This is a genomic window from Pseudomonas chlororaphis subsp. aurantiaca, assembly GCF_013466605.1.
GTDB lineage: Bacteria > Pseudomonadota > Gammaproteobacteria > Pseudomonadales > Pseudomonadaceae > Aquipseudomonas > Aquipseudomonas chlororaphis_I.
Window position 1 is genome coordinate 4,024,519 of record NZ_CP059162.1, and the last position, 18,001, is coordinate 4,042,519.

Below are 18,001 nucleotides of genomic sequence, written 5' to 3' on the forward strand. Positions count from 1 at the left end.
CAAACCATGAATCGTTACAAAGGCGGCAAGCAGTGCAGGCAAAAAAAAAGGGGTGATCAACGATCACCCCGAGGCTTGGTACCACGAGAGAACCTATAAGGTCAGTTGCCGCCGCTCCTCCTCGGTCAACTGCTGCCGCGCCTGATCGCTCAGCGGCCCGGCGCCCAGCACCTGCACCGGGCTGTCCGGGTTGTAACCGGGGTTGGACCGGCTGGCGCCATCCTGGGTCGGCGCCAGGCGTTCCTGGCCGAAACTCAGCACCTGCACGCTAAACACCGACGGCATGTTCTGCCGCGCCGCCGCCTGCTGCTGACGCGCCACATCTTCCGCGGCCTGGGTCGCCGAAGACGCCGCCGAACTGGCCGACGTCAGGGCCCCGGTATTGACCGACGCCACCACCGGAATCCCCGAGGACTTGCCCTGGGTCTGGATGTTTGCCGCGTTGACTACCTGCAAGGCGAAGATGTTGACGTTACCCGAGACCCGGATCCCCGCCTCGCCGGCATCGATGGTGCCCAATGGCGCCAGCAGGTCGATATCCCCGGCAGGCACCTCGGCAATCGGTGCCAGGGTGGCGATCCCCGCCCCCGAGCTCGGCACGTTCGACGACAGCGTGACGTTGCCCCAGTTGTCGTAGACCCGCTTGGGCGGCGTATAGATCACGGTGGTCTTGGAACCACGCCCGGCGTTGATGTCGCCAGCGTTCGACCAGCCGAGGATCGATCCGCCAAAGGTGGTCATGACCCGGCTCTGCCCCAACAGGATGCTGCCTTGGGAGTACAACTGGATATCGCCGGCGCCCTGGGTGATGACCCCGGCACTGGCCGGTGGCGCCTCGCCTTCGATGCCGAATACCTGTTGCCCACCCGGGGTCAGCATCTGGATATCGCCACCAAACAGGGTGTGTACGCCCGCACCGCCGTACAGGGTTATGTCGCCGTCGTAAACGATCGGGTTGCCCGCCACATCGGCGGCTGGCAGCAAGGAGGCGATCGCATTGCGACTGCGCAGGAAGCTGCCGAAACGCGGGCCGTTGGCATCGTTGTACTCGCGGCCGCCCCCACGCAGTTCCTCGAAGTAGACACGACGGGCGAAGACCCGCTGCTGCTCCGCCGGCAAGCCGGCAAAGTAGCCCCGCGCCTCGTCGCCGGAACCCTCGAAGGCAAAGCGCTCCTTGAGCCACTTCAACATTTCGGTTTCATAGGTCTTGGCGACTTTGCCCCGTTGCTCGGCCAGCGGCACGCCGGCCTGAGCCTGATTGATCGGGTCCAGGTAGGGCGTGACGAACTTCAGATAATCCAGGCCCGCGGCCCCGACACCGGCCTGCATGACGATGCTGGCGCCAGGCCGCGAGTCGCCGGCCACCACCGGACCGAGACTGCTCACCGAGGCCTTGTCCTGCATCAGGATATTGCGGCCGGCGCTGATCTCCAGCGTGCCGGGGCCGGCGACGTTGAAGGAGCTGAACAGCAGGTCGCGTCCGGCGGAAACGATGGAGATATCGCCGGGGTTGTTATGGACAAACAGGTTGCCGCTGCTGGTGCCACCACCGGAGGACATTATATTCCCCTGGGAACTGGAGATGATGCTAGGCATCTCTGTCAGCATGCCCAGCGTCGTTCCCGAGTTGACGATATCGCGACCCGCCTTCATCCACACCGGCCCTGCAGCTTCGTACCAGGTTTGTCCAAGCCGTGAACCGGAGGTGAAATTCAATATTTCGCCACTGCGCAACCCGACTATGTCCCCGCCAACCGCATAAAAGCGCGCCGCGTCACTGCTGGCGAACTGACTGTTGGCGGTATTGGCACCAAAGGCGAACAACGAAAACTCGGCCTTGGTGTTCGGGATCGTAATGCCGTCGCTGCTCAGATTAGTCACTATGGGGGCGATGTCCGTACCCCAGCCTGCAAAGGCCGGCGCGAAAGGCGTGGGCATCGCGCTCAGAGAAGCTCCAGACTGGTTGATGGCATACCCGCCGGCATAAATCGAATCCCCGGCCAGCACGTCCAGGCGACCATGGGTCGACGGCGCCAACAGCAACGAGTACTGCTGGTTGTTACTCGCGCCCCCCAACGCCGAGCCGCCGATGAACACATCGCCACTGGCGGCAATTGCGCTCAATTGCGAAGGGAAGATGAATCGGCCATCGGTCGGCGAGCTGTTGCGGTTGCCAATAGGTTGACCGTTATTGTTTATATCAATATCACCGACCTGCACACTTGGGGTCAGATTGCCACCCGCCGAAAACAGGTTGATCGCAGTGCGATCGGTCCACAGCGAAAACCAGCCATAGCCCCCCGTTCCATAAGAAGTACCGTCATAGGTGAATGCCGAGGCGTTTTCAGTAGAAGTCCGCCCTGGGTCGCCCGTACCGGCCAGCACCAGGTCGCCACGGGTGGCCAGGCTGGCCGTGGCGTCGCCGAGCATCAACACCATACCCCCTGTGGCGGTGCCCAGAGAAGCGTTGAACGGATCGTAGGCACGGGTCTCCTTGCTGTCGTTAAACAGAGCGAGACTGCCATAGTTCAAGGCAATCCCCCCCAGACTCGAGGCTTGCAGGTCGAGCGCGCCACGCAGGTTGCTCAAGACCCCGTTCAGACGCAGATCCTGCTGGGTGTAGTCGGTGGATACAGGATTGGCAACCGATGTATTAGTGGCGGCCCGAGCCGATAATCCAGGGTTCAGATCACCACCGACGCGCACATCCAGATCGCCACCGCCGGTCAGCAGCAGCTCTCCTGTCGGGGTCACCCGACCGCTGCTGCCCACCGCCAACACCAACCCCTGGCTGCGTGGCGAGGGGGTCGCGTTCGGAGCGCCACGACGGCTGAGCAAACCGGCATCACGACCCACGTCCAGGGTCAGATTGCCGCCGCCCAAGGTGCCAATACCGGTAAAGCCCACCAGTATTGGCAGCTGCGCAATCAGGCTGCTATCGGGATTACCGGTATTCACTACTCCGCGACCACTCACATAAGTGCCGAAGTTGATCCACCAACTGGCCGGAATCGGCGTAACCCCGGCCGTATCGCCCGTCCCCTGGCGCCAAAGCCAATTGCCCAGGTTGGAGCTGGCCAATTGAGCGCGGGCGTTTTCCTTACGGGGTTCGGTGTAGTTGCTGAACACATCACCCGTCAGACTGCCACCGCTGCGCAGTAACAGGTTGCCACCCTGATCCGGGTACCAGGCCGCATACAGACTACCCGGGGCCTCGTTGACCAGGGTTTCGTAAGCGGCCGCCGCACTGCCCAGCACACTGTCATCGCTGCCACGACTACGCGGCTGATCGAAAGCGCCCTGCAGATCACCGGCTCGTGCAGCGGTCGAAGCCCCGGCGGTATAGACCCCATACGACGACTGCATGGCCACATTGCCTGCGGCCAGCAGGTCCAGGTCCCCGGTACCGGTGCGCAGTACGCTGAAGTTCTGGGTGACCGGTACCACCTTGTTCACCGGACCGACGATGACTTGCTCCGGCGTGCCGGGAATGGCCTCGCCCAGTGAGGTACACAGGCCTTCGGCACACCAGGATTCATATTCCGCCAGAACCGGTGCCCCCTCGACAAAGCTAGGGTCGATCAATACCCCAAGGTCGTTCCACACATAGTTGAAGCGATTGCACATACCTTCGGCGCACCAGGACTCATCCGCCGGCGCAACACGCGTACCCTCAACGAAACTCGGGTCGATCAACACCCCCAGTTCATTCCAGAACCAGGCACCTGCCGGACGCTCCGGGGTCCCCGGAATAATGATGGTCTCGTGCCCCTCGAGGACCGCGTAATGGGTGTCGGCCAGGGTCAGGTCGCCGGCCATCACCGGTTTGATCGCCCGGGTGTCGGCGGCCTGGGTATCGGCCCCCGAAACCAGGCGCATCGACCAGGACAACGAGCCCTCCGGCAACAATGAAGCGACGGCCCAATTGCTGCCCTGGCGCCCGCCGGTCACCGTGCGCAGTGGCACCGAAATCACCCCGGACGGCAACTTGATATCGGTTTCCGACGGGATCAAGGCCCCCACCTTGAGCGCCAGCGAGCCGGCCAGTTGTACGCCGTCCGGGTTGTTCGGGCCAACGCTGTCGCGGCTTGGCAGAGGCACCCCGGCCGGCCAGGTCATGGCGCCCAGCGAGGCCGCCGCGGGCAGCCGTGTGCCAGCGTCCAGAGTCGTGCCGCTGGCCAGGGTCACGGCTTCGCGGATCAGGGTACCGGCGGCATACACCTGATTGCCGGCACTGTCGCGCACGGCCGCTTGCAGTACCGTACCGGCCGGCAGTTCCAGCGGTGCCTGCAGGGTCGCCTCGACCGGCAGCAAGGTGCCCTGCGCCAGGCGCACCGGCTTGATCGGCAATGCATAGTTGAGGGTCTTGCCGGCCGGGAACAGGCTACCATCGGCCAGCGTCACACCCGGCCCCGGCACCACCACGTCGCCACCAAAGGCCTGACGACCAGGGGTCAACACCCAGCCGGCATCGTCCGGGGTCGGCGGTGGTGGCGCAAAACCGTCGTTGATGCTGCCGTAGATGTCCAGGTTGCCCCCGGCGCGAATCACCAGGTTGCCCGGCTCGCCCGAGCCATACACCGAGGTTTTCTGCGCATGGGGATTGACGCTGGTATAGCGATAACCGGAGAGGTCCAGGTCACCGCTGATCACCAGATCGCCCTGGGTGACGATCTCCAGCCCCGGGCGCAGGTGAAAGGCGTCGGCATAGGTGGCGTTGTTCAAACCGGCCAGCTTGCCGTTCATCAAGCCGGTATTGCTCAAGGCATTGTCGATAAAGCGCTGGCTGTCCTGATGCTTGGCGTCCAGGTAGGCCTGGTCGATCACCTGGTACGGCCGACCGCTGGCGGCCGGCGCCGTGCCCTCGGGGGCATCGGTGTAGCGGGCGGTGCCGTTTACTGCGATGGAGCGAGCACCCAGGATGTTCAGCCGGCCACTGGCATCAATGGCGATATCGCCCAGGGTCGGGTCGCTGGCATCCAGGCGCGGGGCATTGAGCTCCAGTGTCCCGCGGGCCTGGCCGTCGTACTGGCCAGGCGCCGTACCGGCAACGACCGAGGTGCCGTGGCGCAGGTCGATGCCTGCGCCGTCGGCCAGGGTCAGTTGACCAAGGCCGGAGTTGAGTTCGACCACCGCACGGTTCGGCGAATCGATGATCTTGCCGTAGCTGTCGACCCGCAGGGCCGTGCCATGGGTATCGAGCAAGGCACTGCCGGCCAGGGTCAGGCCCTGGCTGGCAGCGAGGCGAATGCTGCCGACCCGCTCACCGCTGGCATCGATGGTACCCAGCACCGTCAACTGGCCGTTATCCACGGAAACGTTGACTTCGCCGGCCTTGAGTTCGCTGCCGATCGTCAGGTCGCCGCGCTTGATCTGGAAGCTGCGGGCGCCGAACACCTGGCCCTGGTTGAGACGCTGGTTGAGCGCAGCGAAATCCCCCAGGGTCTGCGCGCGGATATCGACACTGCCAGCCTTGTAAGGCACCAGGGTACCGCCGGCGTCGTAATGCCCCGAACTGGCACCGAGCAGTTGGCCTTGCAGGTCCACCTGACCGCCGCCCTCGCCCACGGCCAGCACTTTCAGATTGCCGCCGTGGTTGTTCTGCGCCGACAGATCGATCAACGACCCAGCCGCCTGGCGGATATCACCCTCGCGGCTTTGCAGGATCACATCGCCGCCCCAACTGTATTGGCTGACTTCGTTGAACATGACCTGGCGCCCGGCCAGGTCGAGATGGGCGCGGTCGGTCAGGTTCAACCCATGCTCGGCATTGACCGTCAGCTTGCCGCTGGGCAGGGCCACGGCGCTGTCCAGTTCGACGTTGTCGCCGGCCAGCAACACTTCAGCGCCAAGGCTGTCGATAACCGGCAACACCGCCTGCTGGCCCGGTGCGCGACTCAGCCGCAGGTCCCCCCCCGCCGTGATGCGGTTGACCGAACCCGCCTCGCCGGTCAGCAACGGCGTGCTGATATTCAGGTTGCCGCCGCTGTAGGCGAAGCCCTTGCCGGCTTCATAGGCACCCTGGGACTGATAGACCGCCAGGCTGCCCTTATGGTTGGCGGTCAGGCGTTCGCTGGCACTGAGGTTGACGTTGGCAAAGCCCAGGGCCAGGCGTGCGTAGTCGGCCAAAGGATCGGGCTGAGTGTTGGGGCCATAGCCGAATTCGATGCGCCGGGCCTGGATCTCCAGGGTGCCGCTGCCGGTGCCGGCACCGTTGGCGATCACCGCAGCGGGCGTACCGGCTACCCCGTTCCAGATCAGGTTACCGGTCTGGATCAGCGCCACATCGCCGGCCACGCCGTCGCCGTAGATCGCCGGGGTACTGAGCATCAGGTTGTCCAGCATCGACTGGCCGTTGCTGTCCAGGGTGCTCAAGGTGGTGCTGCCGTAGAAATTCAATGACTGGCCGGCGGTCAACGACAGGGTTTCCAGGGCCGGCGCCCCACTCGCGATATCGCCGCGTAGCAAGCGGTTCATGACGTCCTGGTTGAGGGTCAGTCCCGACGGCAGTGCATTGCGCGCCTGGGCGGCGGCCAGGGCTTCTGGACTGCCAACATTGATTCCGCCGACCGCCAGAGTCAGATGGCGGGTGCCATAACGCACCGCATCACCCAGCCTGAAGGTGTTGGTGGTGGCGAAGGCAATGGTGCCTTGGGAGTACAGCGTGGTTTCGCCCTGGCAGGCAGCCTGTACACAGTCACCGATCAAGATGCTGCCAGGTCCTCGGCCCGCATCGCCCTCGGTTGGCGCGAGCATTTGCAGTACGCCATTGGAGACGGCCAGCACGCTGCGAAGTCCGGGTTGGTAGATGAAACCATCGGTGGAATCATAGGCCGCGTCGCCACGGCCCAGGGTGTTGATCGATGCGCCCTGCTCGATTTGAATCGCGCCTCTGGGCTGGCCGGAAACGAGGAACACTTCAGGGGCCGACAAGGTCACGCCCTGGCGCAACGTCACCGACTCGGCGGCACGGTTCGCGTCGAAGCCAACAAAATTGCCACCCTGGCCATACACCACGGTCGGCGCTCCGCCAATGCTCATGCGGGCTGTACCAATGGCGTTCAGATCATCGGCATGGAACGACACCCCGTTGCCGCTGGCTTTGGCCCCGGCAGGCAGAATCTCGATCGCGCTGCCGCTCGCCCCGGACATCACCTCCAGACTCGCGCCAAAACCACCTTCGGCCACTGCCGAACGAGCCATCCCGGCGAACTCGAAGCTGCTGGGAGAACCGCTCTGGCCGGCGATCAGGCTGACCCGCAAGGTTTTGCCATCGGCCTCCAACGCTGCGCGAGGCACGCCCTGGCGCGCGGCATCGCTGCGGACAAAATCGGCATACGGGGTTTCGTTGTACTGCGAGTAACCGCGCAGCACCGCGGCCGGGGTCAGGATCACCTGACGGGTCAAGGCATCCTGAATCCCGGTCTGGGCAATGGACAGCCGGCCCGCGCTGGACCAGGAACCGTTGCTCATGACCGTGCCACGGGTCAGCGCGGTCGCGCCGAATGGCGCGACCAAGCCATTGATCTCGACCCGGAACGCTCCCGGCAGCAAGGCATAGGTCGAAGGCAGCAAGGTGTAGGTGCCCGCCGGCAAGCCGGGGACGCCCGCGTCGATGCTGATCTGCTGGCCCACCAGGGGCGTTGTCGCCCCTGCCTCGCCGCCGCTGGGCGCAACATTCGCCTGGACCCCAGGCACGATGGCGTACACCGGATTGGTGTCCAGCCCTGGCAAGGTGAAACGGCCATCGGCGCCGAACTGCACCAACGGGTTGTAGCGCGCATCGGTCGATCCCCCACGCCCGGAAACAAACGCCGCGCCCAATAGCTGGCCACCGCCGGAGAGGTCCAGTACCGCGCCCTGCTGCACCTCGATCGACTGCCCCAGCAGCTGCGCACCCACCACCAGGTTAGCGTTGGAACTGGTGCCTCCCACGCCCAGCAAGTCCACTTGCTTACCGTCGAAGCGCCAGGTCACGCCGTCCACCGTGCCGCCATAGGGCAAGGTCAGGCCCGCGGCACTGACCGACGTCAGGCTGCCCGGCAGCAGACTGAGTTCCTTGGTGTAGCGCAATATCCCCTCCTCGGTGCCCAGGGAAATATTGCCCAGGGGCGCCCGCAGCACGCCGCCCTGCTCGATGGCCGCCGCACCAAGAGTCAGTTTGCCGAACACCGAATAGGGTTGTGCCGGGCCGACGCTGCCGGTGCGCCCGATACTCAGGGTCCGGTCTGGATCGTAGTCCAGGCCATTGCCCCGATAGCCCGCAAGCACCTGCGCCACCGCACCGGTGGCCGGATAGATCTGCGCCGCCGCCAGCCTCAGGTCGGCCTGGGTGCTCAGATTGGTGTTGCGTGAATCGACGGTGCTGGCCAGGAAGCGCATATCGCCCTGGCTGATCAGTTGCGTGTCGTCGAAAGCACGGCGGTCGATGTCCTGGCTCAGACCGCTGGCAGTGGTGCCATGGGCACCGATACTCACGCCATCGCGGATATCCAGTACGTTACCCGCCATGACCAACAGGCTGCCCGTCGAAGCCTGGGTCGAAACCCCACCCTGCACTGTAGGGCGGATCGAACGATCAGGCGCATCCACCGCGCCAACACCCGCCAAGCGCACATAAGGCGCGGCCAGTTGCACCCGCGAACCGACCACGGCGTCATCGCTCAACGCCAGGGCACCGGCGTACAATTGCAGGCTCTGCCCCAGGGACAGCGACAACGCGCCGTCGAAACTGATCAGGCCATTGCTGAGCAGCGACAGGTTATCGAAGCCCCCTGCCTGAACCTTCTCCAGCCCCAGCCGGGCATGGCCATAGGCAAGGGTGTCTTGCACGGTTTCGGGACCAGCGCCGCTGGGCAACAGGCTGTCGGCGCTGACCTGGCCAACCACCATTTCCCGCGCCTGGCGTACCCGCTGCGACGCACTGGTGCGGTAGAGCGGTACCTCCAGCGCCACATTCAACGAGCCGCCGGCCGCACCGCTGCCACCGGCGTGGGCGTTAAAACTGCCGTCCAGGTACAGACCGTTATTCGACGCCAGGGAAATACTGCCGCCACTGCTGGCAATCGCCACAGGCCCTTGACCCGCCACATCGACCATGGCTTGGGCGCCGGAAGCCTCCAGGCGCGCGCCTTCACGCACCACCACAAATTGATTGGCCGCGCTGGCGATGCCGGTCTGCGGGTCGATTTGCCCACCGATCACGATGCTGCCACCTGCGTCCACCTTCCCGTAGCGACGCCGCAGGGCATCGGTCGCGGTGGCCGCCCGCGCGGCGACATCGAGCACCGCCTGTTCCCCCACCCAGATCGAACGACCATGACCGGCGCTCTCGACGGCTTCGGCCACATCCGGCGCAACCGAGATATCGCTCAAGGTGATGGCGCCGCCCCAGGCATTCAATGCACCGTCCACGGTCAACTGGCCAATGCTGCCCAGGGCGATCGACTGGCCGGGGTCGACGCTGATGGCTGCACCCTTGCCCACCACCAGCTGGGTACTGGCCATGTCCGCCGCGCTCGAGCGCGCGGTGCCGGCCCGCAGGCTGATACTCGCGCCCTGACGCTGGCTGAGTACAGCCTTGATCGGGTCTTCCTGGTAAAGCCCGGGAAGCCGGTGTTCCAACGCAGAGGCCGGGCCCGCTCCAGTCGCTGTGCTCCTGGCCTGATCGCCCAACAGATAGACCGGTTGGGTCACTTCGACCTGCGCACCATCGGCCACCCGCAGGCCCTGGTTACCGGTGATGTCATACGCGGCGAAGCCTTTGTCGAAAAACTGCGGGGCCAGCACCAGGGTGTCGGCAGCTGTATCGGCGGCGCGCTCACCGATCAGCACCTTGCCACTCTGGAGGCTCAAGGTGCCGCCACCGTTCACGCCATGGCCGCGCAGCTCGCCGTCCAGGGTGAGCGTGCCGATGGCCGCCGCGCTGTTGGCATTGGCCGCCAGGGTGAGATTACCGCCCTTACCGGAACGGGTCTTGCCGTCACTCATAAGCGCCGCGCCCGATGACACGTCGATCAGGCTGCCGCTCTGCAGTGCGACATCGGCGCTGCTGCGCAGCGAGACGCTGCCGCCATTGAGGTAAGGCAAGCGACTGCCATCGGCGGGGTCCAGCAACAGATTGCTCCACAGGCCGCTGGTGTCCAACCGGACGCCACTGCCAACCGTCAGCGTTGCGCGCTTGCCCCCCGTCGCCGCCAGGGTGGTGTCGAGCTTGCCGTTGCTGGTGATCTGCTGCAGCACATTGCCCAGGGCCAGATTGCCGCCATGGGCTGTCAGGTCGGCATTGACCTGCACCTGGGGACCGTACAGGGTGATATCGCCACCGGGACTGACTTCCAGAGCACCCTCAACCAGGATACTGCCGGTGGCGGCGACCTTGACGCTGCTGAGTTTGAAACCGTTGAGCTGCTCGGTGTCGAGCCACAAGGTGCCCTTGCGCTCATCGGACAGAACAGTATCCAGGTCCAGCCCGTCGGCTATCGTCGCGGCCTGCCCCAGCACCACTTGCTTGACGGTATTGGCATCGGCACTCAGGGCGTACTGCAAGCTGGCGCTGTCCTTGACGTAGTAAGGCACATAAGCCCCCACCACCAACTGCCCGCCCCGGGCCACGGCGTTCTGCCCCTGCTGGTAGCCGTCGAGCCCCGGACGCGGGGCCTGAGTCTGGCGGTCGCCCTGGAAGGTGTCACCAACGATCTGCCCTTCGAGCACCGCATTGCGAGTGCTGACTTCCAGGCGACCAGCATCTCGACCCACGCTGTAGCCTTGTTCGGAACGCTCGCGGGGGGCGATCAACGGGTTGTAGTGATACTCGGTCTGGCCCCAGCGCACGCTGTGCTCTTCGAAACCCTTGTAGAGCCCGCTGTAGAGAATGTCCCCCGGAGCCTTGGACAACTCGAACAGCCGGCCATCGGCGGCCCGCAACCAAGTCTGCTGGATCATCCCGTCCTGCACGTCCAGGGTGCCACCGGAGAGGTTGATCTGCGACCCCTGCTGAGTCACTACCTCATTGCCGCTCAGACGTACGCTGCCGCCCTGGGCCATCCATTCGCCGACGTTGTGCGGCTGGGTGCCCAGATAACCGCCCACCTCCAGCAAGCCACCGGCGGTGTACCAGCGATCCGTGGCGTAGCCGCTGGTCCCTGCCGGGACCAGCACCAGTTCGCGGGCATCGACCCAGACATCGTTGCTGTTGAGGTTCTTGCTGTCCCGGTTGACCGAGGCGTCCCGCTGCTCGTTGCCCTGGATATTGACCTTGACGCTGTTGGACTCCATCGCCACCTTGACGCCCACCGCCCCCGACACATCGATCACCGCACCGTCGCGCACCAGGCTGCGCTGCCCGGCATTCACCGCGACCTGGCCGCCGGTGGCCAGGGTGATCGAACCACTCTGGAAGTCCACGGTGCCGCCGCTGGCGATCTCCACCAGTGACTGGTCGCGACGATAGGTATCGGCCGGCGTCACGTTTCCAGCCTGGTTCAAGGCCGGCGTCAGCAACCCGTCGCGCTGGCTGTCCAGGGCCGTGCTGCTGTCGATCAGGATGGCGCTGGTACTGCCCTCGCCCAGGGTGACCTTGGCGTCTTTCCCCCGGGCATTCAGATGCAAAGTGCCACGGGCGTCCACCGAAGTACTGCTCAGGGCCAGGCCTTTTTGCAGCACTTCCTGGGCACTCAGGGTGATGTCGCCGGTAGCCGCCTGGATCGAGCCATGGTTGCTGACCTTGCCGCTGCCTGAAGCGACGACCTCGTTGCCGCGGGTGGTCGAGGTCGGGTTACCGTCGGTGCTGTAGCCTTTCTTGATCACAAAACTGTCGCCGGCGACCAGAGCGGTCTGGCCCCGCGGAGTATTGATGCTGCCGGCGTTATCCACTTCCTTGCCGAGCAACAGCACATAACCGCCGCTGGAGGTGGAAGAGCCCGGCACATGGGTCTGCAGTTGCGCGCCCTGCTCCACCAGCACCTTGCCGGCGGCGTCGCTGAAAGTCGGCGCGCTGTCGCTGGCGCTGAACAGCCCACGGTTGTTGAACTGTTCGTCGCTGAGGGTGGTGGCTGCCGCCACCAGGTTGCGCACATTGATCTGGCTGCTGCCGCTGAATACCACGCCGTTACGGTTGAGGATCATCACCGTGCCGTCGGCCTTGAGCGCGCCCTGGATCTGGCTCGGCGAGGTGCTGTTGTTGACACGGTTGAGCGCGGCCCATTCGGCGTTCTGCTGGAACTCGACGGTGGTGTCGCGACCGATATTGAAGGTTTCCCAGTTGAGGATCGCTTTGTCGGCGGTCTGTTTGATCGACACCAGCGCCTTGCCGTTGGCATCGGTTTGCACCGGCCCCTCGGCATTGACGAACAGCGGCTTGCCATCGGCCCCGACCAGCACATTCAGGCCATTGCCCCCCAGGCCGTTGTGCACGGTCTGCGGAGCGGTCAGCGCCGCCGCGCGCCCGGCCGCTTGCGCTGCCTGTTGCGCGGCGATGGCGGCCACGGTGTTGTTGAGGTTGCTCATCGAGCGTTGCAGTTGGCTGTTGACCCGCTGCTGTTGCGCCAGGGGCGGTGGCGTACCGGCCGGCTGCGCCACCGATGGACGCGCAGCGCCGGCGCCCTGGTTCGCGCCCATGGCCCCGAACCACCCCGAACTGAAAGCCTGAGACTGCGCCGCCTGGGCCGTGCCGGCGAACATCAACAGGGCAATGGCGTGCGCCAGCGGCTTGAGTCGCAGCACCGGTTGCCCGGCGGCAGCGGAGGCGTTGATGAGTCGGGAAACAGGCAGATTCGGCTCAGAGCGCATCACTTGCGGATCCTTTTTACTGTTCGGCGAATGGCGGGTACGACGGTTGCCGCCAAAACATTCGCGGGATTACTGCTAAGGCGGTTATGGGCAGGCGCGACCGAACTCTTGTCATGCAAAGTTCATCTACGCGACAACAGGCGGAAACGAGAAAGCCGGCAATGGCTTGAGCCATTGCCGGCTGTTACACGAACCCTGCCGATGGCGGGGTATCAGGCTGGACGACCAATGCCGTTGCAGACGTTGGTGTTGCCCACGCGCAGGGCGCTGGTGGTTTTGTAGAAGGTGTCGTGAACAGCGGTCTGCCAGGCAGCCGACAGTGGGATAAAGGAGTGGCTCGATACCGCACCGTTGTTGACACCGGTGTAGTGGGCATTGAGGAAGTTGCGGATGCGCAGGTTGTCACCGGCGTCCTTGTAGCACTGGCTGAAGATCAGGTTGGTGTAGCCAACGATCGGGTAGCCGGTGCTTGGGTTGGCGAAGGTCGGTACCCAATCCAGAGGGTTGGCTGGGTTCTTGCCGCTGGCTGGGTTGGTTGGTGGCAGCGCGGTATCCAGGGTGATCTGCACGTTGACTTCGGTCGGCAGGAAACCGTTGACCGTTGCCACCTTGGCCGCATTGTTGAACTCGGCGAAGTCAGGGCTGACATAACCGATGGCACCATTGGTGTTGGCCACGGTGGAAGCGATCGCGCCGCTACCGGAAACACCGACGTAGGTGGAACCGGCTGGAGCGTTAGTGGCCGGGTTGAAGCCTACGGCGGTGGCGAAGCTGTTGCTGGCGGCAGGTACCGAAGCAGGTTTTACAGCTTTCAGGTGAGTGGTGAAGATTTCGGTAGTGCCGCTGCCGTCGGTGCGATAGACGACTGTGATAGGCAGGTTTGGACCGGCAACGCCGGAGAAGACGATTTGATTCCAGTTTGTAATCTTGCCCGAGAAGATATCGGCCAGTTGAGCGCTGGTGAGATTCAGCGAGGTCTTGCCAGCAACGTTGTAAGGCACGGTCACCGAAGTCGCTTCGGCCGGGATCTGGATCAAAGGACCGAAGGTGGCACGGCCCTTGTCAGCGCTGTTGTTGTAAGCGGTCAGTTCAGTCGAGCTCACGATCGAGTCGCTACCGGCGTAGTCGACGTTGATGCCCGAGGCCAGGTTGAACTTGGTGGAGTCATTGTTGAAGAAAGCCTGTTTGCCTGCACCGCTGCCTACGCCGATGTAAGGGTTGAAGCCTGGAGTCGAGGAAGCCAGGATGCCAGTGCCGGCGGTGGTGCCGTACAGGCTCTGTGGCAGAGTGGCACCGCCACCCACAACAGCCGCCATCGATTGGGCCGAAGCCAGAGCCGCTACGGCCAGGGAAGCTGCGATCATAGTGCGCTTAAACATGAAGAATCTCCTTTCGTCGTGTGTATACGGAGGTCAATGGTTCTTGCATGACGCCATGGCGCTCAGATCCTCTGCCCTGCTCTGAGAGCGTTGTGCGGGGTGAGGCCATGGGTAAGAAGTTCGCAGCTTCCGGTGACAGATAAAGGAAAAAACCTCGGGAGAAAGCGCTTGATTTTCAAAAACTTTCTCGGGTGTTCGAGGGTCCTGGCACGGGCATTTCAGCGCAGGTGACAGCGAGGTTTCGCGGGGCCTTTTGCCAGATCACGAGCCGACGCGGCGCGGATCTTGGGCTGGGGGCGATGGGGGTGCTTGTGCATGACAGAACGAGGAACCCGAGTTCGGCGGATTGGCCGCTCGGGTGATGATTGCGACGCAAAAAAAATTGTCGGGGCTGGCACTATCGCGAGCAAGCTCACTCCTACAAAACCCCATAGCTTGCGTAGATGCTGGTGCCGGCGATCCTTGCACCGCATTCCGCCAGATCCACCGCTATCGCGAGCAAGCTTCGCTCCTACAGAAGCCCTGCCTCTTGCGGCGATCCGTATACCTTTTATTGCACCAGCTGGTTGATCTCGATGATCGGCAGCAGCACCGCCATGACGATCACCAGCACCACCCCGCCCATGACCACGATCATCAGCGGCTCCAACAAGGCGGTCATGCCCATGGCGCGGCGTTCGATGTCGCGGGACAGGGTTTGCGCGGCGCGTTCGAGCATGGGTGGCAGGGCGCCGGTTTTTTCGCCGCTGGCGATCAGGTGGATCAGCACCGGCGGGAAGACTTTTTCCACCCGCAACGCGGCGGCCAGGTTGACGCCTTCGCGGACCTTGGCGGTGGCGTCGCTGACGCTCCGGCTCAGGCGGTCGTTGGACAGGGTCTGGCGCGCCGCTTCGAGGGCACGCAGCAGCGGCACCCCTGCTCCACCGAGGATCGCCAGGGTCGAGGCGAAGCGCGCGGTGTTCAGGCCCAGCACGAAACGCCCGATCAGCGGCAAGCGCAGCACCCGGCTGTGCCAGTTCAAGCGGGCCTGGGGGTTGCGCAGGTACAGGCGCCAGCTCCAGAAACCGCCGGCCAGCACGCCGAAACACAACCAGCCCCAGGCGCGGATGAAGTCGCTGGCGTTGAGCATCGCCAGGGTCAGCCCCGGCAGGTCCTGGCGTGCCTGGGAGAAGGCGCTGACCACCTGGGGCACCACGTAGCTGAGCAGGAAGATCACGATGCCCACCGAGACCAGCCCGACCACGCCGGGGTAGATAAAGGCGGTGAGGATCTTGCCGCGCAGGGTATTGCGCTCCTCGATGTAGTCGGCCAGGCGCTCCATGACCTGGGCCAGGTCACCCGACTCTTCGCCGGCGGCGATCAGCGCCCGGTAGATGTCCGGGAAATCCCGTGGCCGTGCCGCCAGGGCTTCGGCCAGGCGCATGCCGCTGCGCACATCGGCGCGCACCGCGCTGAGGGTGTGGGCGATGTGTTTGCGTTCGGCCTGCTCCACCGTGGCGCTGAGCGCCGCCTCCAGCGGCAGGCTGGCGCCCAGCAGGCTGGCCAGTTGGCGGGTGGCCCAGGCCAGGTCGTTGTCCGACAGCTTGGCGCTGAACAGGCCGCCGCCACCGGCCTTGGGCGTGTTGCTCTCCACCTGCACCATCAGCGCCGTCAGCCCACGGCTGCGCAGCACGCCGAAGGCGGCACTCTGGCTGTCGGCTTCCAGGTGCCCGGACTCGATCTTGCCGAGGGCGTCGGCGGCTTCGTAGCGATAACGGTTCATCAGGCGTCCCGGGTTACGCGGAGGATTTCTTCAGGGGCGGTGGCGCCGCTGCGCACCCAGCGCTCGCCGTCCTCGCGCATGCTGAACATCCCGGCGCGGCGCGCGGCGGCGCGCAGCGCCTGTTCGTCGGCGCCCTGGTGGATCAGGCTGCGAATGTCGTCGTCGATGCAGAACAGCTCGTGGATGCCGGTCCGCCCGCTATAGCCGACCTGGTTGCAGGCCGGGCAGCCCACCGGGCGCCAGGTGCCGGGGGCGGTCGGGTCTTCTTCCTTGCAGTGCGGGCACAGCCGGCGCACCAGGCGCTGGGCCAGCACCCCGAGCATCGACGAGGCCAGCAGGAACGGCTCGACGCCCATGTCGATCAGGCGGTTGACCGCCGACACCGCGTCGTTGGTGTGCAGGGTCGCCAGCACCAGGTGGCCGGTGAGCGAAGCCTGCACGGCGATCTGCGCGGTTTCCAGGTCGCGGATCTCGCCGATCATGATGATGTCCGGGTCCTGGCGCAGGATCGCGCGCAGGGCCAGGGCGAAAGTCATGTCGATCTTGGCGTTGACCTGGATCTGGCTGATCCCCGGCAGGTCGTACTCCACCGGGTCCTCGACGGTGAGGATGTTGCTGGTGCTGGCGTCCAGCCGCGCCAGGGCGGCGTAGAGGCTGGTGGTCTTGCCGCTGCCGGTGGGGCCGGTGACCAGCACGATGCCGTGGGGCTGGCGGATCAGGTGGTCGAGCTTGCCCAGCACCTGCGGGTCCATCCCCAGGGTTTCCAGTTGCAGGCGCCCGGCCTGTTTATCCAGCAGACGCATCACCACCCGTTCGCCATGGCCGGTGGGCACCGTGGACACCCGGATATCGATGGGCCGCCCGGCCACGCGCAAGGCGATGCGGCCGTCCTGGGGCAGGCGTTTTTCGGCGATGTCGAGCTGGGCCATGATCTTGATCCGCGACACCAGCGCGCCATGCAGGGCCTTGCGCGGCGAGACCACGTCACGCAGCGTGCCGTCGACCCGGTAGCGCACCACCGAATGGCTTTCATACGGCTCGATATGGATATCGCTGGCCTCGTCCCGCGCGGCCTGGGTCAGCAAGGCGTTGATCATGCGGATCACCGGCGCGCCGTCCTGGGTGTCCAGCAGGTCGGTGATTTCCGGGATGTCCTGCATCAGTCGGTCGAGGTCGACTTCGTTCTCGGCGGCGCCGACCACCGCGGCGGCGCTGCCGGTGTCGGAATAGGCGCTGGCCAGCAGGCCGTCGAGTTCCTCGTCGCGCACCCGCTCCAGGCGTGCCGGGCCGAACTGGCGGCGCACTTCGCTGATCGACCAGCCGGGGGTCGAGGGGCAAACCAGGAGTACGGCGCCCTCCTCGCTGTGACGCAGGAGGATGCGTTGGGATTTGGCCCAGGCATAAGGGAGCTGTGGGTTCATGGGAGTGCCTCCGGGCCTTGGCCTGGGCCGTGTGCATATCCGTTGCTGCGGTAACGGCCGTTGGCGGTTCCGCCCTTACGGCGAAGTGAGTGTATATATCCGTTACTGCGGTCAAGGCCGCTGACGGTTCCGCCCTTACGGCGGGTCACTTTGGAAAAGCCGGAAGCCGGCCCAGCCCAAAGTAACCAAAGGGCTCTTGCCCCAAGCGTCCGGTCCTCGCTAGGGCTCGGATTCCCTCGCTCCGGTCCTGCTCCGTGGGCCGCCGCCCCAGGCCATCCACGGCCTGGGGTGGCTAACTCGGCATCCCTGCCGAGTTGCCCATTGCGCAGAATCTCTACTCCACCTTCCGACGGGGCAAGAAAACCAAAAGCAATGCGAGGCGACCTGCCTGCCGGCCTGTCTGAGAACACGTTCCCTGTAGCCGCTGCCGCAGGCTGCGATCGGCTGCGAAGCAGACGCAAAACCATGCGCCTCGATCTGCCTGAAACACCGCGCCGTCTGGTTTGGCGTGCGCTGCGCGCCCGATCGCAGCCTTCGGCAGCGGCTACAAGAAGCGCGTAAAACGCGCTTGGCTCTTGCTCTTGCTCTTGCTCTTGCTCTTGCTGTGGCTCTCGCTCTTGATCTACCCGCCCCTTTCCCAGAGGCCGAAC

The 18,001-nt window shown here is 64.8% G+C and carries 4 protein-coding genes; all 4 read right to left on the minus strand.

Annotated features, from left to right (window positions below; all coding sequences use genetic code 11):
* Positions 1–93: 93 nt before the first annotated feature.
* Positions 94–12,789 carry a filamentous hemagglutinin family protein gene (locus H0I86_RS18215; protein ID WP_180921568.1) on the minus strand — a complete coding sequence of 4,232 codons (12,696 nt, stop codon included), beginning with the start codon at positions 12,787–12,789 and terminating at the stop codon, positions 94–96.
* 212 nt (positions 12,790–13,001) lie between these two features.
* Entirely contained in the window at positions 13,002–14,168 is a 1,167-nt protein-coding gene (locus H0I86_RS18220; RefSeq protein ID WP_180921569.1) for a phosphate ABC transporter substrate-binding protein PstS, read from the minus strand.
* Positions 14,169–14,718: 550 nt separating this feature from the next.
* On the minus strand, positions 14,719–15,930 hold the full coding sequence (gspF, locus tag H0I86_RS18225) for a type II secretion system inner membrane protein GspF (protein ID WP_180921570.1): 1,212 nt from the start codon (positions 15,928–15,930) through the stop codon (positions 14,719–14,721).
* Positions 15,930–17,351 (minus strand): type II secretion system ATPase GspE, encoded by a 1,422-nt coding sequence (gspE, locus tag H0I86_RS18230; protein WP_063430407.1) that lies wholly within the window; start codon positions 17,349–17,351, stop codon positions 15,930–15,932. Before gspE ends, gspF begins: the two co-directional genes overlap by 1 nt.
* Positions 17,352–18,001: the final 650 nt, after the last annotated feature.

Coding starts and splice junctions, on each gene's coding strand:
- H0I86_RS18215 (WP_180921568.1), bottom strand. CDS start 12,789: ATGCGCTCTGAGCCGAATCTGCCTGTTTCCCGACTCATCAACGCCTCC.
- H0I86_RS18220 (WP_180921569.1), bottom strand. CDS start 14,168: ATGTTTAAGCGCACTATGATCGCAGCTTCCCTGGCCGTAGCGGCTCTG.
- gspE (WP_063430407.1), bottom strand. CDS start 17,351: ATGAACCCACAGCTCCCTTATGCCTGGGCCAAATCCCAACGCATCCTC.
- gspF (WP_180921570.1), bottom strand. CDS start 15,930: ATGAACCGTTATCGCTACGAAGCCGCCGACGCCCTCGGCAAGATCGAG.